Source organism: Salinisphaera orenii subsp. halophila YIM 95161 (assembly GCF_003732545.1).
In the GTDB taxonomy this organism is placed as follows: Bacteria; Pseudomonadota; Gammaproteobacteria; order Nevskiales; family Salinisphaeraceae; genus Salinisphaera; species Salinisphaera orenii_A.
The window spans coordinates 230,065-253,106 of the sequence record NZ_AYKF01000001.1 but is presented as its reverse complement, the minus strand read 5'-3'; the positions used below and the strand labels follow the sequence as shown (position 1 = coordinate 253,106).

Annotated in this window: 19 protein-coding genes; 6 read left to right on the top strand and 13 right to left on the bottom strand. The window is 68.3% G+C overall.

Annotated elements, in window-relative coordinates; translation table 11 throughout:
- Positions 1 to 10 precede the first annotated feature (10 nt).
- Genes nuoH through ndhC form a run of 7 tightly spaced genes read right to left on the bottom strand, consistent with a single transcriptional unit; the run spans position 11 to position 8,375 of the window.
- Positions 11 to 988 (bottom strand): NADH-quinone oxidoreductase subunit NuoH, encoded by a 978-nt coding sequence (gene nuoH / locus SAHL_RS01135; RefSeq protein WP_123589562.1) that lies wholly within the window; start codon positions 986 to 988, stop codon positions 11 to 13.
- Entirely contained in the window at positions 988 to 3,672 is a 2,685-nt protein-coding gene (gene nuoG / locus SAHL_RS01130; protein WP_123589561.1) for an NADH-quinone oxidoreductase subunit NuoG, read from the bottom strand. The genes nuoH and nuoG overlap by 1 nt, the downstream gene beginning before the upstream one ends.
- A gap of 5 nt (positions 3,673 to 3,677) precedes the next feature.
- Complete coding sequence (nuoF, locus tag SAHL_RS01125; RefSeq protein ID WP_123589560.1) at positions 3,678 to 5,006, bottom strand: NADH-quinone oxidoreductase subunit NuoF; 1,329 nt, start codon at positions 5,004 to 5,006, stop codon at positions 3,678 to 3,680.
- Positions 5,006 to 5,476, bottom strand: a complete 471-nt coding sequence (nuoE, locus tag SAHL_RS01120) for an NADH-quinone oxidoreductase subunit NuoE (RefSeq protein ID WP_184947141.1) — start codon at positions 5,474 to 5,476, stop codon at positions 5,006 to 5,008. Before nuoE ends, nuoF begins: the two co-directional genes overlap by 1 nt.
- The gene (nuoC, locus tag SAHL_RS01115) at positions 5,473 to 7,221 is read right to left on the bottom strand and encodes an NADH-quinone oxidoreductase subunit C/D (RefSeq protein ID WP_123589559.1); all 1,749 of its coding nucleotides are present in this window, start codon (positions 7,219 to 7,221) and stop codon (positions 5,473 to 5,475) included. Before nuoC ends, nuoE begins: the two co-directional genes overlap by 4 nt.
- A 10-nt stretch (positions 7,222 to 7,231) precedes the next feature.
- Positions 7,232 to 7,879, bottom strand: a complete 648-nt coding sequence (locus SAHL_RS01110) for an NADH-quinone oxidoreductase subunit B (RefSeq protein WP_123589558.1) — start codon at positions 7,877 to 7,879, stop codon at positions 7,232 to 7,234.
- A gap of 46 nt (positions 7,880 to 7,925) precedes the next feature.
- On the bottom strand, positions 7,926 to 8,375 hold the full coding sequence (gene ndhC / locus SAHL_RS01105) for an NADH-quinone oxidoreductase subunit A (protein ID WP_123589557.1): 450 nt from the start codon (positions 8,373 to 8,375) through the stop codon (positions 7,926 to 7,928).
- Positions 8,376 to 8,661: 286 nt separating this feature from the next.
- On the opposite strand from ndhC, the gene SAHL_RS01100 reads away from it, so the two are divergent.
- Positions 8,662 to 10,593 carry an aconitate hydratase gene (locus SAHL_RS01100; RefSeq protein WP_123589556.1) on the top strand — a complete coding sequence of 644 codons (1,932 nt, stop codon included), beginning with the start codon at positions 8,662 to 8,664 and terminating at the stop codon, positions 10,591 to 10,593.
- A 478-nt stretch (positions 10,594 to 11,071) separates the two neighbouring features.
- The gene (locus SAHL_RS01095) at positions 11,072 to 11,683 is read left to right on the top strand and encodes a class I SAM-dependent methyltransferase (protein ID WP_123589555.1); all 612 of its coding nucleotides are present in this window, start codon (positions 11,072 to 11,074) and stop codon (positions 11,681 to 11,683) included.
- Positions 11,684 to 11,692: 9 nt separating this feature from the next.
- Here SAHL_RS01095 and SAHL_RS01090 read toward each other — a convergent pair whose 3' ends face one another.
- The 4 genes from SAHL_RS01090 to purD form a co-directional block, all read right to left on the bottom strand.
- Positions 11,693 to 12,649: an alpha-L-glutamate ligase-like protein gene (locus SAHL_RS01090; protein ID WP_342782222.1), complete on the bottom strand. Its 957-nt coding sequence runs from the start codon at positions 12,647 to 12,649 to the stop codon at positions 11,693 to 11,695.
- Positions 12,650 to 12,690: 41 nt separating this feature from the next.
- Positions 12,691 to 14,232 carry an inactive transglutaminase family protein gene (locus SAHL_RS01085; RefSeq protein WP_123589554.1) on the bottom strand — a complete coding sequence of 514 codons (1,542 nt, stop codon included), beginning with the start codon at positions 14,230 to 14,232 and terminating at the stop codon, positions 12,691 to 12,693.
- 18 nt (positions 14,233 to 14,250) lie between these two features.
- Positions 14,251 to 14,814 carry a retropepsin-like aspartic peptidase RloA3 gene (rloA3, locus tag SAHL_RS01080; protein WP_416235839.1) on the bottom strand — a complete coding sequence of 188 codons (564 nt, stop codon included), beginning with the start codon at positions 14,812 to 14,814 and terminating at the stop codon, positions 14,251 to 14,253.
- 67 nt (positions 14,815 to 14,881) lie between these two features.
- The gene (gene purD, locus SAHL_RS01075; protein ID WP_123589553.1) at positions 14,882 to 16,183 is read right to left on the bottom strand and encodes a phosphoribosylamine--glycine ligase; all 1,302 of its coding nucleotides are present in this window, start codon (positions 16,181 to 16,183) and stop codon (positions 14,882 to 14,884) included.
- A 197-nt stretch (positions 16,184 to 16,380) separates the two neighbouring features.
- Between purD and SAHL_RS01070 the strand changes: the two genes are divergently transcribed.
- Both SAHL_RS01070 and SAHL_RS01065 read left to right on the top strand, forming a co-directional pair.
- Positions 16,381 to 17,187, top strand: a complete 807-nt coding sequence (locus tag SAHL_RS01070) for a UDP-2,3-diacylglucosamine diphosphatase (protein ID WP_123589552.1) — start codon at positions 16,381 to 16,383, stop codon at positions 17,185 to 17,187.
- Between the two features lie 69 nt (positions 17,188 to 17,256).
- Positions 17,257 to 17,793: an NUDIX hydrolase gene (locus tag SAHL_RS01065; protein WP_123589551.1), complete on the top strand. Its 537-nt coding sequence runs from the start codon at positions 17,257 to 17,259 to the stop codon at positions 17,791 to 17,793.
- Positions 17,794 to 17,986: 193 nt separating this feature from the next.
- On the opposite strand, the gene SAHL_RS01060 is transcribed toward SAHL_RS01065, so the two are convergent.
- Positions 17,987 to 18,505 (bottom strand): 4'-phosphopantetheinyl transferase family protein, encoded by a 519-nt coding sequence (locus SAHL_RS01060; protein ID WP_184947138.1) that lies wholly within the window; start codon positions 18,503 to 18,505, stop codon positions 17,987 to 17,989.
- Between the two features lie 182 nt (positions 18,506 to 18,687).
- Here SAHL_RS01060 and SAHL_RS01055 point away from each other — a divergent pair, with 182 nt between their 5' ends.
- Together SAHL_RS01055 and SAHL_RS01050 are read left to right on the top strand one after the other, a co-directional pair.
- On the top strand, positions 18,688 to 19,998 hold the full coding sequence (locus SAHL_RS01055) for a cytochrome P450 (protein WP_184947135.1): 1,311 nt from the start codon (positions 18,688 to 18,690) through the stop codon (positions 19,996 to 19,998).
- An 18-nt stretch (positions 19,999 to 20,016) separates the two neighbouring features.
- A complete protein-coding gene (locus SAHL_RS01050) occupies positions 20,017 to 21,972 on the top strand; it encodes a non-ribosomal peptide synthetase (RefSeq protein ID WP_123589548.1) in 1,956 nt (651 codons plus the stop codon).
- 333 nt (positions 21,973 to 22,305) lie between these two features.
- On the opposite strand, the gene SAHL_RS01045 is transcribed toward SAHL_RS01050, so the two are convergent.
- On the bottom strand, positions 22,306 to 23,040 hold the full coding sequence (locus tag SAHL_RS01045; RefSeq protein WP_148045439.1) for a lysophospholipid acyltransferase family protein: 735 nt from the start codon (positions 23,038 to 23,040) through the stop codon (positions 22,306 to 22,308).
- Positions 23,041 to 23,042: the final 2 nt, after the last annotated feature.

Genomic DNA, 23,042 nt, shown 5'->3' with positions numbered 1-23,042 from the left:
GGCGACGTGCTCATGCCATGGCCACCACGACGGCGCCGGTGATCGCGACGTTGACCAGCGCGATCGGCAGCAGGATCTTCCAGCCGAAGCTCATCAGCTGGTCGTAGCGGGGTCGCACGGTCGCCGCGCGCAGGAGCACGAAGAAACAGACGAAGAATCCGGCCTTGAGCGCGAACCAGACGAAGCCCGGCAGGATCGGCCCGAGCCAGCCGCCGAAGAACAGCACGGTGATCAGACAGGAGATCAGCACGATGCCGAGATACTCGCCCACGAAGAACATGCCGAACTTCATGCCCGAGTATTCGGTGTGATAGCCGGCGGTCAACTCCTGCTCGGCCTCCGGCAGGTCGAAGGGCGCGCGGTGGATCTCGGCGCAGCCGGCGATCAGAAAGATCACGAAGGCCGGAAACTGCGGGATGATGTTCCACATGCCGGCCTGGGATTCGACGATGACGCGCATGTCGAAGCTGCCGGCCAGCAGCACGACGCCCAGCAGCGACAGGCCCATGAAGACCTCGTAGGAGATCATCTGCGCGGCCGTGCGCATGCCGCCCAGCAGGGCGTACTTGTTGTCGGAGGACCAGCCGGCCAGGATCACCGAATACACCCCGAGCGAGCTCATCGCCAGGATGAACAGCAGGCCGATGTTCAGGTCCACCACGCCGATCGTCTCGGTGAAGGGGACCACCGCGAACGCCATGAGGGTGGTGAACATGATGATCGCGGGCGCGATCACGAACACCGTCTTGTCCGCGAACGGCGGGATCCAGTCCTCCTTGAAGAAGATCTTGATCATGTCCGCGGCGACCTGGAGGATGCCGAACGGGCCGACGCGGTTGGGGCCGTAGCGGTCCTGCCAGACGCCCAGCAGGCGCCGTTCGACCCAGATCAGCAGGGCCGCGGCGATCACCACGGCCAACAGGATCGCGATCGTCTCGAACGCGGTCAGCGCGATGTCGAGCAGCTGATCGAAGGACAGGCCGAACATCAGGGGGTGACCTCCGCGGGCAGGCGCAGGCCCTGCAGGCCCTCGAGGCCCACGGGCACGCCGACGGTCCGCTCCGGCAGGCTCGGGTCGATGCGCACCGGCAGGGCATGGCGCTCGCTGCCGATGACCAGCTCCAGCGTCTCGGCGCCGGTCACGCCGAGCGCCTTGGCGCTTTCGGGACTGAGACTGAATTCGGCCGGCGGCGTGCGTTCTGCGATCGCCGGGGCCCGGGCCGACTGCGATTCGCTGCCGAAGATGTGATAGCAGGGTACGGCCTGCCAGCCGGCAACGCGCGTGATCGCGGCCGCGGCGTAGCCGTTGCCGTCGCCGCCGGGCCGGATCAGGCGCACGCCCGGATCGCCGCCGCGCAGGTGGCCGCCGACCTCGTCCTGGAAGCGCGTGATGGCCGCCTGGTTGGAGTCCCAGCCCGGCGTCCAGGCATAGGACATCAGCGAGCCCGGCGTGTTGGAGCCCTGATAGCCCTCCATCGAGAAGGCCAGCGGCGAGTCCGGGTCCTGTTCCGGGCGGCGCTCGCGCACGTCGACGTTGGCGTAGAGCGCGGTGCGGCCGGAAAAGCGATGCGGGCTGCGCGGAAAGCGCATGCCGTCCTTGCGGAAGCTCTGCCCCGGGGCGGCGTTCTCGATGCCGGCGAACTGCGGCATGTCGGCGACGATCGCCGCGATCAGGTCGTCCATGCCCTGCCAGCCGGTGGGCTTGCCCAGGCCGCGTTCGAGATCGGCGCACCAGCGCCAGCCCTCCTGTAGCGGCGCGTCCGGGATGAAGACCTGGAAGAACCGCTGTGCGCGGCCTTCGTTGTTGATCAGCGTGCCGTCGGCCTCGGCGAAGCTGCCGGCCGGCAGCACGTAGTCGGCGTTGGCGATGGTCGCGGTCATGCTGTGGTCGAGTACGACCACGTTGCGCGCGGCCTTGATGGCGGCGTCCACCCGGGCCTTCTCCGCCCGCTCGTAGAGGTCGTTCTGCATCACCACGAGGGTGTCGGCGCGCCGGCTCTCGATCGCCTCGAGGGCGGCGTCCACGTCGGGCGCGTCCATCATCGCCAGGCCGAGGCTGTTGGCTTCACTCAGGGTGAGGAACAGGCCGGCGTCGTCGTGCGCCGACGCCAGCGCCCGCATGGCATTGCCCGCGGCGTGCAGCACGGCCGGATCGCCGAGGCTCGTGCCGGCGACGATCAGCGGCTTGCGCGCGCCCTTGAGCGCGGCGGCGATCCGCTCGGCCTGGGCGCGGGTGGCATCGTCGATGTCGTCGGGCAGCGGGGCGTCGCCGTCGAGCGCATGCGCGACCGCGAACCCGAGTGCGGCGATGCCGGCCGGGCGGTCGCGGAAGCACGCCGTGGCCACATCGTCCAGGCGCGTGGCCATCGGCGTGGCCAGATACATCGGGCTGTAGAGCTGCTGGCCCTCGTCGCGCACGGCGCGGGCGTGCCATTTCGGGATCTTGGCGGCCTCGGCCAGGTCGAGGAAGTTGTTGCGTACCGACTGCCGCAGCGACAGGGCCAGCCGCGGCGCGACCTGGGTGACGTCCTCACCGAGCACGAGCACCGCATCGCAGGATTCGACCTCGCGCAGCGTCGGCAGTCGGCCGGCGTGCTCGCGCAGCAGACCGAGGGCCGCGCGGCTGGCCTGCGCGTCGGGCGCGCTCATGCCGTTGTGGAAGCCGCTCTCGCCGACCAGATGCCGCAGGGCGAAGTTGTCCTCGAGCGAAGCCCGCGGCGAGCCCACGCCGACGATGCCGTCGGCCTCTGCCAGCGCGTCGCGCAGATCGGCGAGCATGACGTCCATATCCTGCGGCTCGAGCACGCCGTTGGCGTCGCGTTTGAGCGGCTGGCGCGGCCGGTCCTCGCGGTTGACGAAACCGGCGCCGAAGCGGCCGCGGTCGCAGAGGAAGTAGTGATTGATCTCGCCGTGGTAGCGGTTCTGGATGCGCTTGAGGATGCCCTGGCGCGAACCCGGGCTGGTGTTGCAGCCCAGCGAGCAGTGGGTGCAGATGCCGGGGGCGTTCTGCATGTCCCACTTGCGGGTGTAGGTCGCGCCCAGCGTCTTGTCGGTGAACACGCCGGTCGGGCAGACCTCGACCAGGTTGCCGGAGAATTCGCTGTTGAAGGGGCCGTCGGCCTCGCGCCCGAAATACACGTTCGAGTGCGAGCCGAGCACGCGCAGGTCGTCGCCGTCGGCATAGTCGCGGTAATAGCGCACGCAGCGGTAGCAGGCGATGCAGCGGTTCATCTCGTGGCTGATGAACGGGCCGAGATCCTGATTGCGATGGGTGCGCTTGGGCCCGCGATAGCGCCGGCGCGTGTGCCCGGTCATCAGGGTCATGTCCTGGAGGTGGCACTCGCCGCCTTCCTCGCAGACCGGGCAGTCGTGCGGGTGGTTGATCATCAGCCACTCGACGACCTGGGCGCGGAAGTCGCTGGCCTCGGTGTCGGCCACGGAGAAGCAGCCGCCATCGCTGGCCGGCGTCATGCAGGCCATCACGATCTGGCCCTGGTCGTCGTTCTCGTCCTTGTACTGCTTGACCGCGCACTGGCGGCAGGCGCCGACGCTGTGCAGCTCGGGATGCCAGCAGAAGTAGGGCAGGTCGAAACCCTTGGAGAGCGCGACCTTGAGCAGGTTGTCGGTGTCGTCCACCTCGTACTGCTTGCCGTCGATCGTGATCGTTGCCATGCCGATTAAACCTGGGAGTTCGAGGCCGTGTTCGCCGGCTCGGTCAGCGACAGCGTATCGCTATCGTCCGGAATCAGCGCGGCGAGCTCGTCGCGGAAGTACTTGAGGCCGGATTCGAGCGGGCCCATCGCGCCCGGCGCGTGGGCGCAGAAGGTCTTGCCGGGGCCGAGCAGTTTCGTGTGCAGCTCCAGCAGCTCGATGTCGCCGGGATTGCCCTTGCCGGCCTCGAGGTTGGTCAGGATGCGCTCGACCCACGGCAGCCCGTCGCGGCAGGGCGTGCACCAGCCGCAGGACTCCTGGGCATAGAAATGCTCGAGGTTCTTCAGCACGCCGACGATCGGGGTCGTCTCGTCCATGACCACCATGGTGCCGGTGCCCAGGCGGCTGCCGGCCGCGCCCACGCCCTCGTAGTCCATGGGGGTATCGAGATGGTCCGCGGTGAGCAGCGGGGTCGAGCCGCCGCCGGGCAGCAGCGCCTTGAGCCGGCGGCCCTCGCGGATGCCGCCGAAGTGTTCCAGCAGGTCACCCATCCGGGTGCCCAGCGGCATTTCCGCCAGGCCCGGCCGGTTGACGTGGCCGGAGGCGCCGAACAGCTTGGTGCCGCCGTCCTTGTGTGCGCCGAGCTGTTTGTACCAGTCCGCACCGTTGCTGACGATGTGCGGCACGTTGCAGATCGTCTCGACGTTGTTGACCGTGGTGGGCTGGCCGAACAGGCCGGAGGCGGCCGGGAAGGGCGGCTTGTGCCGGGGCACGGCCCGGCGGCCCTCGAGCGCGGACAGCAGCGCTGATTCCTCGCCGCAGATATAGCGCCCGGCGCTCATGTGCAGATAGATCTTGAGGTTGTAGCCGCTGCCGAGGATGTCGTTGCCGAGATACCCGGCCTCGGTGGCCTCGTCGATCGCCTTCTGCAGGCGCCGCTGGCACTCGACGTACTCGCCGCGCAGAAACACATAGGCGATGTCCGCGCCGATGGCGTAGCTCGAGATCGCCATCGCCTCGATCAGCTGGTGCGGATCGCCCTCCATGAGCAGGCGATCCTTGAAGGTGCCCGGCTCCATCTCGTCGGCGTTGATCACCAGATACACATGCGCCGGGCGTTCCTCGGGGCGTTCCTCGAAGCGGGGCATGAACGACCACTTCACGCCCGTCGGAAAGCCCGCGCCGCCGCGGCCGCGCAGGCCGGCCTCCTTGACCAGCTCGCCCACCTCGGTCGGTTTGAACTCGGCGAGCGCCTTCTTGAAGGCCTCCCAGCCGCCGGCCGCCTCGTATTCGGCGCGCCAGACCGGCTCGCGGCCCTCGCGGATGTTGCGGGTGAGCACCCGGGTCTCGTCCATCACTTGTACTCCGCCAGGATTGCGTCGACGCGCTCGGGCGTCAGCCGGCCGTGATAGTCCTCGCCGACCCGCATCGACGGGCCGTTGTCGCAGTCGCCCAGACAGCAGATCGGCAGCAGCGTGAAGCGGTCGTCCGGCGTGGTCTGGCCGAACTCGATGCCCAGCGTCTTCTTCAGATACGCCAGAATCTCTTCATAGCCCGTGAGATAACAGGAGATCGAATCGCAGATCATGATCACGTGCCGGCCCACCGGCTGGCGAAAGATCAGATTGTAGAAGGTCGCCACGGCTTCCATCTGCGTGGGTGTGACGCCGACCACGACCGCCGCGGCCTCCAGCGCCTCGTCGGAGACCCAGCCGCGGCGCTCCTGCACGATCTTGAGCGCCTCGATGGTCGCCGCCCCCGGGTCCTCGTAGAGGCTCATCTCGTGACGGATGGCCTCGATTTCGGTCTGGCTGAGTTCGATCATCGGTCCACGTCCGCCATCACGAAGTCGATCGAGCCGATGATCGCGACCAGGTCGGCCACCAGGCCGCCCTGGGAGATCAGCGGGATCTGCTGCAGGTGGGCGAAGCTCGGCGTGCGGATACGGGTGCGGTAGCTCACGGTGTGCTTGTCGGAGATGCTGTAGTAGCCGTTCAGGCCCTTGGTGCCCTCGACCATGGTCGCCGACTCCATCGCCGGGACGACCGGGCCCCAGCTCACGGTCAGGAAATGCGCGATGAGCGTCTCGATGTCCTGCATCGTGCGTTCCTTGACCGGCGGCGTGGTCAGCGGATGGTCCGCCTTGTAGTCGCCGGCGGGCATGTTCTTCATGCACTGCTCGATGATGCGACAGCTCTGGAACATCTCCTCGATGCGCACGTCGAGCCGATCCTGACAGTCGCCGTTGGTGCCGGTCGGCACCTCGAAGTCGAAGTTCTCGTAGCCGGAGTAGGGGCGGGCCTTGCGCAGGTCGAAGTCCACGCCGGTGGCGCGCAGCCCGGGGCCGGTGATGCCCCAGTCGATCGCCTCGTCCTGCGAGTAGGCGCCGATGTGCCTGGAGCGCTCGATGAGCACGCTGTTGCGCGCCATCGCCTTCTTGTACTCGGTCAGGCGCGTCGGGAACCAGTCCAGGAACTCCTTGACCTTGCGATCCCAGCCGTTGGGCAGGTCCATGGCCAGGCCGCCGATGCGGAAGAACGCCGGATGCATGCGAAAGCCGCAGATCGCCTCGATCACGTCGTAGGCCTTCTGGCGGTCGGAGAACATCCAGAAGATCGGGCTCATGGCGCCGATGTCCTGGACGTAGGTGCCGAAGAACATCAGGTGACTGGTGATGCGGAAGAACTCGCAGAGCATCACCCGCGCGACCTTCACGCGCTCGGGCACCTCGATGCCCAGCACCTTTTCTAGGTTCATGACGTACGGCAGCTCGTTCATCACGCCGCCGAGATAGTCCACCCGATCCGTGTAGGGGATGTAGGTGTGCCAGGACTGGCGCTCGGCCATCTTCTCGGCGCCGCGGTGGTGATAGCCGATGTCCGGCACCGAGCCGATGATCTCCTCGCCGTCGAGCTGGAGCACGATACGGAACACGCCGTGCACCGAGGGATGGTTCGGGCCCATGTTGAGGAACATGAACTCCGCGTCCTCGGATTCGCGCTTCATGCCCCAGTCCTCGGGCTTGAACTGCAGCGCGTCCTCTTCCTCGTCCTGGCGCCTGGGGTCGAGATGCAGCGGTTCGAACTCGGTCGCGCGTGCGGCGTGATCCTTGCGCAGCGGATGCCCCTGCCAGGTCGGCGGCATGAGGATGCGGCGCAGGTTCGGGTGCCCGTCGAAGGTGATCCCGAACATGTCCCAGACTTCGCGCTCGTACCAGTTGGCGTTCGGCCAGATCGCGGTAACGGTCGGCGTGTTCAGGTCCTGGTTCGACAGCGCGACCTTGAGGCGGATCTCGGCCACGGGCGACAGGCTGAGCAGATGATAGACGACGGTGAAGTCGGCGGCCGGCTGGTTGGGGCGGTGTTCGCGCACGCGCTCGTCGATCGCGGTCAGATCGAAGAGCATGCGATAGCGCGGGGTGGCGCCCTGCTTGAGGAAGGTCAGGACATCGCGGATCCGGTCACGTCCGACCCAGAAGGTCGGCATGCCGTCCGCGGTGATCTGCGGATGCAGCGTGGATTCGCCGAAGCGATCGACGAGCTGACGCTGAATGTCGACGGTATCGAGCATACAGACCCCGTCAGACCTCGTCCGGCGTGCGCAGCACGTCGGCCTGGCCGCGTTCGGTGCGCTTGCGATCGCGCATGGAGATCTTCGGTGCCCGGGTCACGCCCTGCGGCCCGATCATCCACGACAGCGGCCGCTTCTCGGACGAGATCGACTCCTGCAGCAGCAACAGACCCTCGAGGAAGGCCTCCGGCCGCGGCGGGCAGCCCGACACATACACGTCGACGGGCAGGAACTTGTCCACGCCCTGGACCACGGAGTAGATGTCGTACATGCCGCCGGAGTTGGCGCAGGAGCCCATGGAGATCACCCAGCGCGGCTCCATCATCTGGTCGTAGAGACGCTGGATGACCGGCGCCATCTTCAGAAAGCAGGTGCCGGCGATGACCATCACGTCCGACTGGCGAGGCGTGGCGCGGATGACTTCCGAGCCGAAGCGCGCCATGTCGTGTGGCGCGGTCAGCGCCGTGGCCATCTCCACGTAGCAACAGGACAGGCCGAAGTTGAACGGCCACATCGAATTCTTGCGGCCCCAGGCGATCATGTCGTCGAGCTTCGCGGTGACCACGTTGCGGGCCAGCGCGTCCTCGAGGGTGCCGCCATCCTGTCCGGCGGAGCCCGGCTTGGGGTTCTTGTCCGTACTGCTGAGAGACCAGGCCATTACAGACCGTCCTGTCGATGTTCGGATTGGAGCGCGGCGGCGCGACTCACGTGTCGCGCCCCGAGAGGTTGCGCCGCCGATTGTTCTCGATCGCGGCCAGGCGATACTGGCGCGGCGCGCGTGGCGCCCAGTCGAGCGCGCCGATGCGCCATTCGTAGATCAGCCCCAGCGTGAGGATGCCGAGGAAGAACAGGAACGCGCCGTAGCCGGGCCAGCCCAGATCGGGCGCCGCGATCGCCCAGGCGAAGATGAACACCACCTCGAGATCGAACAGCACGAAGATGATCGCCACGAGATAGAACTTCGCCGAGAAGCGCATGCGCGCGCTGCCCGTGGGTTTGATGCCGGATTCGTAGGGCTGATTGCCGAGCCGCGAACTGTGGCGGCCGCCCAGCACCGCGGAAATACCCAGCATCGCCAGAATAAGGCCGATGGCGCCGGCCGTGAAGAGCAACAGGGGCCAGAGCACGACGGCTTGTTCGGTGGCGGCTTCCATATGGGTTCCCCATTGTACGCCAGCCGTCCCGCACCGGTTGCCGGAGACGGCCGTCGATTTGCATGCAATATACAGGAAGCGGCGTCGAGCCGTCGTTCCCCTCGTGCTCGCGCCCGTATGCGCGCCTCTCAACCCTAGTGGATTTGTCTTCGCATGGCGAGGCCCCCGGGCCCCCGGGCCCCCGGGCCGCCGGGTCCGCCCGTGCGCGGAAGGTCGTAGGCGAATCGCTTTGTGATCGCGGCGCGTGACGTCTAGAGTGGCGGCATAACCTTTTCGGAGGCATCCGATGGCCAAGAACGTTGCACAGAAACTGATCGAATCGCATCTCGTCGACGGCGAGATGACGCCGGGCAAGGAGATCGCGCTGACCATCGATCAGACGCTGACACAGGACGCGACCGGCACGCTGGTCATGCTCGAGCTCGAGGCGATGCAGCTCGATCGGGTCAAGACCGAGATCTCGGCGCAGTACGTCGATCACAACCTCATTCAAGAGGACAACAAGAACCCCGACGACCACCTGTTTCTGCAGTCCGCCTGCGAGCGCTTCGGCGCCTGGTTCTCGCGCCCGGGCAACGGCATCTCCCATGCCGTGCACATGGAGCGCTTCGGCCGGCCCGGCAAGACGCTGCTGGGCTCCGACAGCCATACGCCGGCCGGCGGCTCGATGGGCATGCTGGCGATCGGCGCCGGGGGGCTGGAAGTGGCGATGGCGATGGCCGGCGAGCCGCTCTACACCAAGATGCCGAAAGTCTTCGGCGTCAAGCTGACCGGCAAGCTGCCGGACTGGGTCTCGGCCAAGGACGTGATCCTCGAGATGCTGCGTCGCCACGGCGTTTCCGGAGGTGCGGGCACCATCATCGAGTACTATGGCCCCGGGCTGGACAACCTCGAGGCCATGGACCGGCACGTGATCGCGAACATGGGCGCCGAGCTCGGGGCGACCACCACCGTCTTTCCGGCGGATGCCGAGATCAAGCGCTTTCTGACCTCACAGGGCCGCGGGGACGAATACGAGGAATGGGTCGCCGACCCGGGGGCGAGCTACGACAAGCACGACGAGATCGACATGTCGACGCTCGTGCCGCTGATCGCCAAGCCGACATCGCCCGGCAACGTGGTGCCGGTGTCGGAAGTCGCCGGCGGCGAGCTCTACCAGGCCTATATCGGCTCCTCGGCCAATCCCGGCTACCGCGACTTCGCGATGGCCGCGGAGATGGTTCGCGGCCGGCAGGCCAGCCAGAAGGTCTCATTCGACATCAATCCGTCGTCGCGGGCCATGCTCGAGACCCTGGCCCGCGACAATCTGCTCGGGCCGCTGATCGCCGGCGGCGCGCGCCTGCATCAGGCCGGCTGCAACGGCTGCATCGGCATGGGGCAGGCGCCGGCGCACAAGCGCAACAGCCTGCGTACCACGCCGCGCAACTTCCCCGGCCGCTCGGGCACCAAGGAGGACTCGGTGTTTCTGTGCTCGCCGGAGACCGCGACCGCCAGCGCCCTCATGGGCGAGATCACCGATCCGCGTACCCTCGATTTCGCCTATCCGCGGGTGTCCAATCCGGACGATCCGGTGATCAACGAGCGCATGCTCGAATCGCCGCTGCCCCTCGAGGAGGCGCGCAAGGTCGAACTGGTCAAGGGGCCCAACATCGCCTCGCTGCCGGATTTCGACGGCATTCCGGACAGCTTCGATCTGCCGGTGCTGCTCAAGGTCGGCGACGACATCTCCACCGACGAGATCATGCGGGCCGGCGCCGAGGTGCTGCCGTTCCGCTCGAACATCCCCGAGATCGCCAACTTCGTCTACGACGTGGTCGACGAGCAGTACCCGACGCGCGCCAGGGATACCGGTGACCACGCCATCATCGGCGGCTCCAACTACGGCCAGGGCAGTTCGCGCGAGCATGCCGCGATCGCGCCGCGCTATCTCGGCCTGCGCGTGGTGATCGCCAAGGACTACGCCCGGATCCACTGGCAGAACCTGGTCAATTTCGGTGTCCTGCCGCTGACCTATGCCAGCGCCGACGATCACGACCGGCTCGAGCAGGGCAGCAAGCTGCGGATCTCGGGGCTGCACGAGGCGCTGGCCTCCGGCAACACGGTCAACGTCGAGACCGAGGGCGGCGATACGGTCGAGTGCCATCACGGCCTGTCGTCGCGGCAGATCGACATCCTCAGGGCCGGTGGTCTGATCAACTGGAAGCGCGACCAGGGCTGACTCGCATGCGGACGGCGGCCGGGGCGCCATCGCCTCTCGGCTGCCGCTCGATACGATGGACATGCGATGCGATGGAACCTGATGCCCGGTCGGGTGTCCCCATGACGTGGCCGATGGATCACCGCAACCCCGCTCGAGGTCACCGCACGTAGTCGTCGGCACCGCGGAACGACGAGTACGGGGGTCTCGAGCCCGGCGGTCAATCCGGTTCCCTCGTCGCTGCAATGCATAGTCAGGATGCACCGGGGCGCAGCCGCCGCGGTTCGTCGCGCCGGGGTGATTTGAACGGTCGCTGTTGCGAGGGAGCCGGCGGGCCGTGTTTCCCGCCGCCCGGCCTGTCGCGCCGGGGGTGGGCGACGCGCGAGGGTGTGCCGGGCGTGCGGCGCTGCCGCATCGTTTTTTGTGTCCGCGCCTCGACGGGCGTATTCTGCGCACGCCAATTCGGGGCCTCGTTGTTTTGGATCACGGGAATCATTCCATGGATCAGCAATCCGTCGTTACCGCCTATCGCCGTCTGTCGCGTCAGTACGATCGTTTCTTCGGTCCGGTATTCGAACAGGGCCGCCAGGTCTCCGTTCGGGCGATGGACTGCCAGCCCGGCGACCGCGTTCTGGAAGTCGGCGTGGGCACGGGCCTGTCGCTGGATCACTATCCCGAGGGCGTCGAGGTCGTCGGCATCGACGTCTCGCCGGAGATGCTCGACTACGCCCGCTCCCGCGTGAACGGCAACGCCGATCGCGTGACCCTGCAGGTCATGGACGGGCAGTCGGTCGACTACCCGGACGACAGCTTCGACAAGGTCGTGGCGATGTATGTCGTGTCGGTCGCGCCCGACCCGAAGAAGGTCATCGACGAGATGAAGCGCGTCTGCAAGCCCGGCGGTGAACTGTTCATCGTCAACCATTTCAGCCAGGGCAAGGGCCCGATGGCATCGCTCGAGCGGCTGGCGTCGCCGCTTTCGAAGCTGGTCGGCTTCCGTCCGTCCTTTCCGATGGCGGATTTTCTCGCGATGGCGGATCTCGACGTGGTCGAGACGCGTCCGGTCAACGCCTTCGGCTACTGGACGTTCATCCACGCCCGCAACCGCTAGCCGCGACGCTCAGCCGCCGAACAGCTGCTGGCCGAGGGCGACGCGCGCGGCGGCGTCGTCCGGCACATGGGTCAGTGCCCGGATCTGTTTCAGCCGCGAGAGCAGACCCATCTGGTTGGCGAGCTGAATGTTGAGCCCCGGGCGCGCGTTGTACTCGAGCACCAGCGGGCCGTGGTCGCGATCCAGCACCACGTCCACGCCCAGATAGCCGAGCCGCGTCAGGTCGTAGGAGCGGGCGGAGAGCGTGAGCAGTTCGTCCCAGTCCGGCACCTGGATGCCGCGCACGCGATTGCCCGAATCGGGATGCGCGTCCAGCACGTTGTTGAACCACACCCCGTCCACGGTCCGGCCGCTGGCCAGATCGATGCCGGCGCCGATCGCGCCCTGATGCAGGTTGGCCTTGCCGTCGGACTGACGCGTCGGCAGGCGGACCATGCTCGCGACCGGTACGCCGCGGAAGACGATGGTGCGGATGTCGGGCACGCCCTGATAGCTGACCGCGTCGAACACCGCATGCGGCTTGACCCGGTATTCGATGATCGCCTTGTCCGGCAGCCCGCCCAGGCTGTACATGCCCGAAAGCACGTTGGAGATGAAGTGCTCCAGCTCGCTGCGCGTCACGCTCGCGCCGGAGGCGCGCAGGAAGTTCACGCCGCGCCGGTCGGCGATCACCATGATGCCGTTGCCGCCCGAGCCCTGGGCCGGCTTGATCACGAATTCGCGCCGGCCGTCGAGGATCCGGTCCAGCTCGCGCACCTGGTGCTCGATCTCCACCACGCCGTAGAGCTCCGGCGTGGCGATGCCGGCGGCCAGCGCCAGCTCCTTGGTCTTGAGCTTGTCGTCGACCAGCGGATAGTGGCGGCGGTCGTTGTAGATGCCGATGTAGTCGCCGTTGCGCTCGTTCATGCCGAGAATGCCCAGCGCGCGCAGCGTCGACGGCATGCGCAGCGGCGGACTGTGCCGCATCAGGCGCAGCCGCGCACGCAGGCGTCGCCCCAGGGTCGTCATCAGCGCTGCCGGGCGATCGCCTTCGCCGACGCCCGGAAACGCCACAGCTCGGACAGGCGATAGCCGGTGTAGCGGCCGGCCAGCAGCGTGAGCGCGAGCACGACCAGCAGCAGCTCGGGGAAGACGAAGGTCAGATACTCGGCCAGCGGATGCGTCATCACCACGAAGCCCACGGCCGCGACCGCGAGGCTGCCCAGCCCCGACATGATGGCGTCCCGGGGGCCGCTTTCGTCCCACATGATCGACATCCGCTCGATCGTCATCGCCAGGATCACCATCGGAAACAGCGCGATCGACAGTCCGTGCTCCATGCCCAGCCGATGGGCGAGCACGGAGACACCGGCCATGATCAGGATGACGATCGTGAGCATCGAGGCCAGCCGCGGGACCAGCAGCAGCTTGAGTCGCTCCAGATAGAAACGCACGAGCAGCCCCAGCGTGACGATGATCGTGAACAGGATGCTGCCCCAGATCAGTTCGGTCTCGCGGAAGGCCAGCGCGATCAGCACCGGCATGAAGGTGCCGAACGTCCGCAGACCGATGAAGTTGCGCAGGATCACCACCACCAGCGCGCCGAGCGGCACCGTGAGCAGTACCTTGTAGACGTTCTGGGTGGCGATCGGCAGGGCGAGCAGCGAGTATTCGAGAACGTCGGAATCGATCAGGCGGGCGCGCTGCTGGGCCAGCCCCATGACGTCGCGGGAAGAGCGGGTGGCCGAGAACTCGACGCGCGCGTCGTTCGCCCCCTCCAGCCGCGTCAGCGGCGCATCCCCCACGTGCCAGACCAACGCGTCGTCGGGGAAGCCGGCGTGGCCGTCACGCGGATTGAACGCCAGCCAGCGCTCGCCGTTGTAGACCTCGAGCCAGGGCTCGAGGGCGCCTTGGCGCATGCGCTCGCTCAGCCGCAGCACGTGCGCGATGCGCGTCGGGATGCGGGCGCCGGCCAGAATGTACTGCAGCTGGCGGACCTGGGCCGTGTCGTCGGTCGACTCGTTGCGAAGGACGTCCACCTCGGTATCCGGCGTCGGGTCGTTGAAGCGCCTGAGCAACTCCTGCGCGAACGAGGGCGTGTCGGCCGAACGCGAGCGCACGTTGTCGAGCAGGGCGAACACGGCGGCGCGCTCCGGGTCGGTGTACTGCGGCACCTCGGGGTAACGCGGTACCGGCGTCGTGCGTTCGCGATGCGCCTCGGGGTCCTCGGTCAGCACGAGGCGGTAATACAGCGTCTGTTCGCCGCTCAGGCTGCGTGCCGCCCACTGGGCGCTGCGATTGGCGCCGTCCGCCTCCGTCGACAGGCCGAAGCCCGAGGAGACGAAGTTCTCGTCGAGAATGGAAAAGCCCGGCGGCTCGTTGGGGATGTCGAGGCCGATCTTGGCGGCGCCTCCGCCGCCGTCGAAACGCAGCGTCGCTTCGACCGTCCACACCTGGGCCTGGCTGTCGGGCGCGAGCGGCACGCCGAGCCGATGGACCTTGTAGTAGCACAGGCCCAGCCCGCAGGCGACGAGGGCGAGCGCGAGCAGCTTGACATGCAGATTCTTCACGCCGGGCGCCGCGGCTGTCTAGGCGTCGTCGTCTTCGTCCTGCGCGACGAATTCGGAGTCGTCGTCGCAGCTCGGCTCGTTCAGAAAGGTCTCGCTGACGTCGATCAGGCCCAGGTGTTCGATGGTGCGCCGACCCAGCAGCATCGGATAGTTCATATCGCCGCGATCGCGCAGCGAGAACTGTTCCTCGTAGATCGTGTCGTTCATGCAGATCCGCAGCAGTACCACCGGGCGCTCATCGCTGCCGCCGGCCCCGGTGACCCGGAGACGGCGGAACAGCGGGCGTTCGAACTCGCGCTCGGCCATGTCCTCGTCACGCTGGTCCTCGATCCGCGTGGTGAAACGCACCCAAGTCTCGCCGTCGCGCTTGAAACGCTCGATATCGGTGGCGTGCAGCGACGAGGTCAGTGCGCCGGTGTCGAGCTTGGCCTTCGCCTCCACGCCCCATGGCTCGATGCGGGCGTTCTCGACCCAGCCGTAGATCGTCTTGTCGCTGTCCGCCGAGGCGGGTATCAGCAGGCCCGGCATCAGCGCGAGAACGAACAGGCCGGAAACGAGAAAACGGAGACGGGGCGGTCGCATGCGTATCATCCTGGAGTCGGTGGCGTGGTCGAGTGGGGGTGGGCGGAGTCTGCGGCCCGGTTCGGGGTCAGCGGTCGCGGTCGATCGCCCGATGGCCGATGTCGCGGCGATAGATCGCGCCGCGCCAGCTTATTTTTTTCACGCCAGCATAGGCGCGCGCCTGGGCCGTGGCAACGTCGGCGCCCAGCGCGCACACGCAGAGCACGCGCCCGCCGGCGGTGCGCACACGGCCGTCGTCGTCGAGCCGCGTGCCCGCGTGGAAGACCTGGGCACCGGTCGCCTCGGCCTCGGCCAGGCCCTCGATCACGTCGTCCTTGTCATACGGGCCCGGGTAGCCGCCCGCGGCCATCACGACGCCCACCGCGGCGTCGTCGCGCCAGCGTGCCTCGACCTGGTCGAGGCGCCCGGCCAGCGCCGCCTCGACGAGGTCGACGAGATCGCTGTCCAGGCGCATGAAAATGGGCTGGGTCTCGGGATCGCCCAGGCGCACGTTGAACTCGAGCACGCGAGGATCGCCCCGGTCGTCGATCATCAGGCCGGCGTAGAGGAAGCCCTTGAAGGCATGGCCGTTGGCGGCCATGCCGGCGACCGTCGGCCGGATGACCTCGGCCATGACGCGCTCGGTGATGGCCGGGGTCATCACCGGGGCCGGGGAGTAGGCGCCCATGCCGCCGGTGTTGGGGCCGGTGTCGCCGTCGAAGGCCGTCTTGTGGTCCTGGGAGCTGGCCAGCGGCAGGATGTGTTCGCCGTCGACCAGCGCGATGAAGCTGGCCTCCTCGCCGACGAGAAAGCTCTCGGCGACGATGCGGGCGCCGGATTCGCCCAGGGTGCTGTCCTCGAGCATCGCGCGGGCGGCGGTCAGTGCCTCGTCCACGGTCGTGGCCAGATGCACGCCCTTGCCGGCGGCCAGGCCGTCGGCCTTGATCACGATCGGCGCGCCCGCCGCGCGGATGTGGCGTTCGGCCGCGGCGTAGTCCGTGAACACGGCGTAGTCCGCGGTCGGGATCGCATGGCGGGCGAGAAAATCCTTGGAGAAGGCCTTGCTGGCCTCGAGCTGCGCGGCGCCGCGGTGCGGTCCGAAGCAGGCCAGACCCGCGGCCTCGAACGCATCCACGATGCCGGCGGCCAGTGACGCCTCCGGACCGACGATCGTCAGCGAGATGTCGTTGTCGCGGGCGAAATCGCGCAGGCCCGACACGTCGGCCGCATCGATGGCGATGTTGCTCACCCCGGCCATACCTGCAGTACCGGCGTTGCCCGGCGCGACACAGACGCGGTCCACGCGCGGTGATTGCGCGATCTTCCAGGCGAGGGCGTGCTCGCGCCCGCCGCCGCCGACGATGAGAATGCGATGCGCTGTCCGGCTCATGCTCCCTGTCCGGTTGAGGCCTGGCCGAGGCTGGTGACGACGGCCCGCCCCCGCAGGCCGTCCAGGCGCGGCAAGCTTAGCAAAAAGCCCTGCCGGCGCGCCGGCTTCACGGCCGTCATCGTTTCGTCATCGCAGTGTCACGCGGCCGTGATCTGGCCCGGTCATGCTGATCTCACCATGCGAGCCAGGGCCACGCCATGACCGCGAATCCGGACCAGCCGAACGCCACCCGGCGCTATCGCAGCGTGTTCGTCTCCGATGCCCATCTGGGCACCGCCGGCAGCCAGGCGGAGAAGCTGGCGGCCTTTCTCAAGCACTGCCGCTGCGATCGACTGTACCTGGTCGGCGACATCGTCGACGGCTGGCGACTCAAGTCGACCTTCTTCTGGCCGCAGGCGCACACGAACGTGATCCGGCGGATTCTGACCCTGTCCAAGCGCGGCACCCAGGTCTACTACGTGACCGGCAACCACGACGACTTCCTGCGCAAGTTCGTGGACTACGAACTGCGCATGGGCAACATCCACGTGGTCAACGACGTGGTGCACGTCACCGCGGACGAGCGCCGCTTCTTCGTGATCCACGGCGATCTGTTCGACGTGGTCACGCGCTATCACCGCTGGGTCGCGCGCATCGGCGACGTGGCCTACGTCACGCTGCTGCGGGTCAATCGCCACTTCAACAGCGTGCGCGCCCGGCTGGGTTATCCGTACTGGTCGCTGTCGGCCTACGCCAAGCACAAGGTCAAGTCGGCGGTGAACTTCATCGGCGAGTTCGAGAAGGCGGTCGCCCACGAGTGCCGGCGTCGCGGTTTCGACGGCATCGTCTGCGGCCACATCCATCACCCCGAGATCAAGACCATCGAGGGTGTGACCTACTGCAACGCCGGCGACTGGGTGGAGTCCTGCAGCGCGCTCGTCGAGCACGACGACGGCCGCTTCGAGATCGTCCACTGGGACGATCTCGTCGCCGAAGGGCCGGTGCGGACGCTGCGCGCGGCCTGAGGCCAGGCTCGGCAGGCGCGCACGGGAGCCGCTAGAATCGCGCGGTCAGTCAGCCATGCGAGCCGGATCATGCCCGCCGAAGCCATCCTTCACGACGGCGAGTTCCTGCGCCTGAAACGCCGCGACAACTGGGAATATGTCGAGCGCGCCAACGCGCGGGCGGCGGTGATCATCGTCGCGGTCACCGATGACGACGCCCTGTTGCTGGTCGAGCAGCCGCGGGTGCCGATCGGTGGGCCGGTGCTGGAGCTGCCGGCGGGGCTGGTCGGCGACATCGTCGGGGAAGAGGACGAGGCCCTCGAAATTGCCGCCGCGCGCGAGCTGGAAGAGGAGACGGGCCATCGTCCGGGCCGGCTGACCTTCCTCTGCGCCGGCCCGCCGAGCGCCGGTCTGGCCAACGAGACCATGGCCTTCTACCGCGCGCACGACCTGACCCGCATCGACGCCGGGGGCGGCGACGACAGCGAGCAGATCACGCCGCACGAGGTGCCGCTGGCGCAGATCGAGGCCTGGCTCGCCGCGCGCGAGGCCGAGGGCATACGGGTCGACCCCAAGATCTACGCGGGCCTGTATTTCCTCATGCGTGATCGGCTGCAGGCCGGTTAGCCGCGGGCCGGTCAGCGCGGCGTGATCCGGCGCGCCGGCCCAACGATCGAGCCGCCGTGCGCGGACGTGCCCGGGCCTTGGATGTCCGGTTCGCGACGAAACATGGGCCGGTCGGTGATCCGGCCTTTTATGGTCGTCTCGACCGACCGCGCGCCGAGACGCGTGATGGGCCGCCGCCCGGGTCTTCCGCCTGTCAGAGAGCGACCAGATCGATGTCGCCGATGGGCCGGTCGCTGGCCAGGCAGGCGGCATAGCCGGCCGCCAGTTCCAGTCGCCGCAGCGGCCAGTCGCGGCCGTCCAGCCGGGCGTGATCGGCGTGGAGCGTCAGCGCCTTGATGCGCGCCAGCCCGACCCGGCCGCTGGCCTTGACGGTGGCCTCGCGGGCGCACCAGTAGTCGAAGAACCGCGGCGGTTCGGCCAGCGCGACCGTTCGTTCGTCACCGCTCAGCAGCCGGGCCAGGCGTGTCGGCGAGCGCGGTCGTCGCGCTTCGACGTCCAGCCCGATCGCGGCGCCTTCCGGGGCGATGGCGCAGGCGACCAATGCCTCGCTGTGGGAGATGTTGAACGGCGGCCCGCCGTCGATCTCCGGCCGGCCGTCCGCGCTGAAGCCGAGCCGCGCGAGCGCGCCGTCGTCAAAGCCGCGGGCGCGCAGCCCGTGATCCAGCAGCCAGAGGCCGGCGAGCGTGCGCCGGCGGGCCTCGATGCTGCGCATGCGATCGAGGCGCCCACGGTATGCCGGCGGGAGGTCGGCGCGGGTGCCAAATCCATCCACTCGATCGCTGCTGCATGCATCTAGTATAGTGTATAGTACACGCATATTGGAATCTTGATATGCCGAACGTCGGTGGCAGGCCGGTGGGCCGGTCCCGCCCGATCGGCGCGGGGTCGTGCCACATGGCGAGCAGCCTATCCGAAACGTCGGCGTCGGTCGGTCTCGCCGGGCCGAGGACCGCGTTCCCGATCGCGCCGGACGCCGAGACCCGGCGCATGCTGTGTCGCTGGCATGGCGAGTACGGGGCGGTGTATCGCGTGCCCGACACGCGCGGCGGGCCGGACCACTGGGTCGTACACGATCCGCGCCTGGTCCGGCAGGTGCTCGTGAAGCGCGGTGCGGACTACGAGAAGGGCCGGGGCCTGGATCGCGTACGGCTGCTGCTGGGCGAGGGCATCATGGTCAGCGAAGGCGCCTTCTGGGCCCGCCAGCGGCGTCTGATGCAGCCGGCGTTCCGGCCCCGGGCTCTGGCCGATTTCAACGCCATGATGCTGGCCGAGAACCGTGCGCTCGCCGAGCGCTGGGCCGCTGCAGCCACAGGCGGCGCGGCCGTGGACGTGGCCGCGCATATCAGCGAGCTGACGCTGGTGATCGTGCTCAAGTCGATCTTCGGGCGCGATTACGAGGCGCTCGTGGCCGCCCACGGTAATCCCTTCGCCCTGCTGACCGAGACGCCCGAACGCGATCTGCGCTTCGCGGCGCGGTTCCATCGCCTGGCCGGGGTGGTCGCGGCCGTCGTCGAGCGGCGCCGGGCCGCACCGCGGCCGGCGTTCGATTTTCTCGGCCACATGCTGGCCGCGCGCAGCCGGACGGGCGCGTCGATGAGCACCCGGGCGCTCATCGACGAGGTCATGACACTGATCGTCGCCGGCCACGAGACCACCGCGAGCGTACTCGCCTGGGCGTGGTATCTCATCGCCACCCACGAGGACGTCTGCGCGCGGGCCCGGGCCGAGGCGGATGCCGTCGATGAGGCGGCGTTGGGGACTCGTGGGCCCGGTGCCGATCTGCCCTTCATCGGTCGCGTCATCGACGAAACGCTGCGGCTGTATCCGCCCGGCTGGCTGCTGTCGCGTCGCGCCCGCGTGGACACGGATCTCGGCGCGCATCGGTTGCCGGCCGGGTCGCAGGTGTTCATCAGCCCCTATGTGCTCCATCGGCACGATGCCCATTGGCGCGACCCCCAGCGCTTCGATCCGGCGCGCTTCGCGCGCGACGACGAGCCGGGCCACCGGTTTGCGTTCGTGCCCTTTGCCGCCGGGCCGCGCCACTGCGTGGGCGAGCACATGGCGCGCACGGAGATGGGGATGCATCTGGCGGTCATGCTGCGGCGCTTCACGCCGCGCTACGCCGGCGAGGCGCCCCCGGCGATGGAATCGCGCATCAACCTGCGGCCCGCGGCCGGAATTTATTTACAATTGACCCAGAGATAAGCAGTTCACGATCTTTCTATGCCTTCATTCCATACCCTGGCCGAGGCGCTGGACGCGCAGATCGACGGCCCCGGAGAAATCGGTTTCATCGACGGCGCCAACGACGAGCGCCGTGTCAGCTACGGCCTGTTGTCGCGGGCCGCGTTGCGGCTGCTGGCCGTGCTCCAGGCGCGCGGCGCGCAGCCCGGGGATCCGCTCGTGCTGTTCGTCGACGACAATCTTCATTTCCTCCAGTTCTTCTGGGCCGCCATCTACGGCGGGCTGGTGCCGGTGCCCATCGCGGCCGGCGCCTCGGAGGCGCACTTGGAGAAACTGGCCCGGGTCTGGGCCCATCTGGACGAGCCGCGGGTGGTCGCCGGCGCTCGCCACATGGCGCGTCTGCGCGCCTACTTCGAGGCGCGTGGGGCGGCCGATGCGGGCGCGCGCCTGGCCGACAACGCGGTGTCCGACGAGCCCTCCGCGGTGGAACGCGAGGCGGTGCGGGCCACGCCGGGGCCCGACGACACCGCCTTCATCCAGTTCTCCTCCGGCTCCACCGGCGATCCCAAGGGGGTGGTGCTCAGCCATGCCAATGTGCTCGCCAACATCCGCGCCATCAGCGAGGGCTCGCGCTTCGGCGCGCGCGAGGTGGCCGTGTCCTGGATGCCGCTGACCCACGACATGGGCCTGATCGGCTTTCACCTCACGCTGGTCTGCAACGGCTTCGATCATCATCTGGTGGCCACGGACCTGTTCGCCCGCCGGCCGCTGCTGTGGCTGGAGAAGGCCGCGGAGAAACGAGCCACGCTGTTGTGTTCCCCGAACTTCGGTTATCGCCACACGCTGCGGGCGATCGCCGCGCGGGGCCGGCCCGACGTCGATCTCTCGGCGGTGCGCCTGATCTACAACGGCGCCGAGCCGATCGCCGCGCCGCTGGTGCGCGAGTTTCTCGACACGCTGGCGCCGACGGGGCTGGCGGCCGGCACCATGTTCCCGGTCTATGGTCTGGCCGAGGCCAGCCTGGCGGCGACCTTCCCGCCGGCCGGGGGCGGGATGCGCACGCGCCGCGTGGCGCGCGGCGAGCTCGGCGTGGGCGACGCCGTGCGTTTCGACGATTCCGACCAGGCCATCGAGCTGGTCGATCTCGGCCGCCCGGTGGCGGGCACGCAGCTGCGCATCGCCGATGCCGAGGGCCAGGCCCTGGCCGACGATGTCGTCGGCCGGGTGTGGATCCGCGGCGACAACGTCACCGCCGGGTACCATCGCAACGCCGCGGCCAACGAGGCCGCGCTGATGGGCGACGGCTGGCTCGACACCGGCGATCTCGGCTTCACCCACGACGGGAATCTGCTGATCACCGGCCGGGCGAAGGAGATCATCTTCGTCAACGGCCAGAACCACTATCCGCAGGATCTCGAGAACGTCGCCCAGGCCGCGGCGGGCGTGGAACTCAACAAGATCGCCGCGGCCGGCGTGCGCCCGCCCGGCGGCGATGCCGACGAACTGGTGCTGTTCGTGGTCTTTCGCGGCCATCTCGCGGATTTCGTGCCGATGGCGCGCGAGATCGCGACCGTGATCAACCACCACACCGGGCTGGCGGTCGCCCGCGTGCTGCCGGTCGCGCACATGCCCAAGACCACCAGCGGCAAGCTGCAGCGATCGCTGCTCGCCCGCAATTATGCCGACGGCGCGTTCTCGGACGTGGCCGCGGAATTGGATGTGCTGATGCAGCCCGCGGCGGCCGATGACGACGAAATCGGCGATGGAGGCGACGTCGCCGCGGATCTCAAGGCGATCTGCGACGAGGTGGCGCCGAACAAGCGTATCGGCTACGACGATGATCTGTTCGAGATCGGCCTGTCGTCGCTGGAGCTGGCCCAGATCCACGAGGGCATCGAGGCCCGCTGGCCGGACCGGCTGGAGATGACCGATCTGTTCGACTATCCGACGATCAACGATCTGGCCGCGTTTCTGGAGCGCGAGCGCGTGGCCTGAGCGGCGCCGAAACGCGCTTCTTAGGGCTGTTGGCGTTTCGTACGCGTCCGCGCCAAGCGCTTTCCGAAAAATTGACCATGGGCGGCAAGACGAGGCGTGGTGCGCGCCATGCAGTCATTCTGCACCAGCGTGCTGCAACGCTGGATTGCCGTCGTGTCATTGATTTACCGGGCGCTTGTCTCGAAGGGTTGGGCCGCCCATGAAAGATCGACTAGGGCCGCCCGGCAGCCTTGCAAGTCTGGGTCGTGGCCCGCCCAGAGCCGGCGGCTCACGCTCTTGCCGGACACGATCTGCGGACGCCAACGCGGCGCCCGTACGAAACGTCAGCAGACCCTAGCCCTCGTCGCGCTTTCGGCCGCGCCGGCCCGGTATCGGGTTCGCGCCGGCCATGCGGTCGGCTTCGGCGCTGAGCGTGTCCAGTTGGTCGCCGAGTGCGGCCGCGCGGCTGTCCAGATCCTCGCCGCGGGCGATCGACTGCGGCGCGCCGATGACGAGCGTCACCCGCGCGAACGGCTTGGGGATGATGACCCGGTCCCAGGACTTCAGCTGCCAGTAGCGATCGGCGGAGAAGGCCAGCGGCAGCAGCGGGGCCCGTGTCATCTGCGCGAGCATCACGGTGCCGCTTTTCACCCGGTTCGCCGGTCCGTGCGGGCCGTCCGGGTGGATGATCGGCGAAATACCCTCGCGCAGGGTGGCGTAGAGCGCCCGCAGCGCCCGCGCGCCGGTGCGGGTCGCTGATCCGCGCATCACCGTCGCCCCCAGGCCGGCGACCAGACGGGCGGTGAGCTCGCCGTCGCGCGAGGGCGAGACGAGAAAGCCGGGGCGCAGGCCGCGGGCCCGGGCTTCCAGCAGATAGCTCACGCAGCCGGTCAGCCGCTGGTGCCAGCAGCAGGGCAAAAACGCCCGCTGTTCGTCGAGCAGCGCCGACAGGTGGGTCTCGCCGGCCACGTGCTCGATGCGCCAGCTCGCCCGCAGCAGGCGCGCGGCCAGCCGCAGTAGCGGCACGGCCAGCGGCATCCAGAGGCGTGTCCAGCCCGTGAGGGGCGTTGCCGAATCGTCGTCTGTCACCT

Coding starts and splice junctions, on each gene's coding strand:
- rloA3 (WP_416235839.1), bottom strand. CDS start 14,814: ATGCGACCGCCCCGTCTCCGTTTTCTCGTTTCCGGCCTGTTCGTTCTC.
- nuoG (WP_123589561.1), bottom strand. CDS start 3,672: ATGGCAACGATCACGATCGACGGCAAGCAGTACGAGGTGGACGACACC.
- SAHL_RS01110 (WP_123589558.1), bottom strand. CDS start 7,879: ATGGCCTGGTCTCTCAGCAGTACGGACAAGAACCCCAAGCCGGGCTCC.
- SAHL_RS01100 (WP_123589556.1), top strand. CDS start 8,662: ATGGCCAAGAACGTTGCACAGAAACTGATCGAATCGCATCTCGTCGAC.
- SAHL_RS01090 (WP_342782222.1), bottom strand. CDS start 12,649: ATGCGGCACAGTCCGCCGCTGCGCATGCCGTCGACGCTGCGCGCGCTG.
- SAHL_RS01055 (WP_184947135.1), top strand. CDS start 18,688: ATGGCGAGCAGCCTATCCGAAACGTCGGCGTCGGTCGGTCTCGCCGGG.
- nuoE (WP_184947141.1), bottom strand. CDS start 5,476: ATGATCGAACTCAGCCAGACCGAAATCGAGGCCATCCGTCACGAGATG.
- nuoF (WP_123589560.1), bottom strand. CDS start 5,006: ATGGACGAGACCCGGGTGCTCACCCGCAACATCCGCGAGGGCCGCGAG.
- SAHL_RS01060 (WP_184947138.1), bottom strand. CDS start 18,505: ATGCGCAGCATCGAGGCCCGCCGGCGCACGCTCGCCGGCCTCTGGCTG.
- SAHL_RS01050 (WP_123589548.1), top strand. CDS start 20,017: ATGCCTTCATTCCATACCCTGGCCGAGGCGCTGGACGCGCAGATCGAC.
- purD (WP_123589553.1), bottom strand. CDS start 16,183: ATGAGCCGGACAGCGCATCGCATTCTCATCGTCGGCGGCGGCGGGCGC.
- ndhC (WP_123589557.1), bottom strand. CDS start 8,375: ATGGAAGCCGCCACCGAACAAGCCGTCGTGCTCTGGCCCCTGTTGCTC.
- SAHL_RS01065 (WP_123589551.1), top strand. CDS start 17,257: ATGCCCGCCGAAGCCATCCTTCACGACGGCGAGTTCCTGCGCCTGAAA.
- nuoC (WP_123589559.1), bottom strand. CDS start 7,221: ATGCTCGATACCGTCGACATTCAGCGTCAGCTCGTCGATCGCTTCGGC.
- SAHL_RS01070 (WP_123589552.1), top strand. CDS start 16,381: ATGACCGCGAATCCGGACCAGCCGAACGCCACCCGGCGCTATCGCAGC.
- nuoH (WP_123589562.1), bottom strand. CDS start 988: ATGTTCGGCCTGTCCTTCGATCAGCTGCTCGACATCGCGCTGACCGCG.
- SAHL_RS01095 (WP_123589555.1), top strand. CDS start 11,072: ATGGATCAGCAATCCGTCGTTACCGCCTATCGCCGTCTGTCGCGTCAG.